Raw genomic sequence first — 647 nt, 5'->3', positions numbered from 1 at the left:
GAACAGGTAAAAAGGCCGCTTTATGGCGGGCGGGCTTTCCGTCCACCAAAAGCGGCAGTGTAATCGAACAAGGAAGGCAATGCAGCCTGATAAAAGTAAATCTGAAGCAAGCCCGGACCCGAGAAAGCACGCTCTTGACCAGTGGGTAAGCGCTTACCTTGGTGAGCCTGTGGCCGGTGAACCTGCGTCAGCGGACGCCAGCTTCCGCCGCTATTTCCGTTATTTTCACGGCGATACTAGCCTGGTAGCCATGGATGCCCCGCCGGAACAGGAAGATTGTCGCCCCTTCGTGGATATTGCCGAGCGCCTGAAACAGGCCGGCCTGCACGTGCCGGCCATTGTTCATCAGGATTTGCAGCAGGGCTTTTTGCTGCTCAGTGATATGGGCACGCAGACCTGGCTGAACGCCCTGACCGAAGCCAATGCCAACGACTGGTACAGCGCTGCCATCGATGCCCTGATTACCCAGCAATTGCATACCGATACCACCGGCTTGCCGCAGTACGACGAAGCGTTGTTGCAGCGGGAGCTGGAACTGTTTCCGCAGTGGTACCTGTTCCGCCACCGCGAAAAGGTGGTGACCGGGGAACTGCGCCAGCGGCTGGACCGGGTGTTCGACGTGCTGATTCGCTCTGCCCTGGCGCAGC

The 647-nt window shown here is 58.9% G+C and carries 1 protein-coding gene; it reads left to right on the top strand.

Going from position 1 to position 647, the window contains the following annotated elements; all coding sequences use genetic code 11:
* Nucleotides 1–169 precede the first annotated feature (169 nt).
* Nucleotides 170–647, top strand: a 478-nt coding sequence (locus A3754_RS07525; protein ID WP_231880540.1) for an aminoglycoside phosphotransferase family protein, incomplete at its 3' end; no start/stop codon positions are given.

This window comes from Alcanivorax sp. HI0083 (assembly GCF_001635175.1).
Note: the sequence above shows the minus strand (reverse complement) of the source record. Positions and strands in the feature narration are given on the sequence as shown.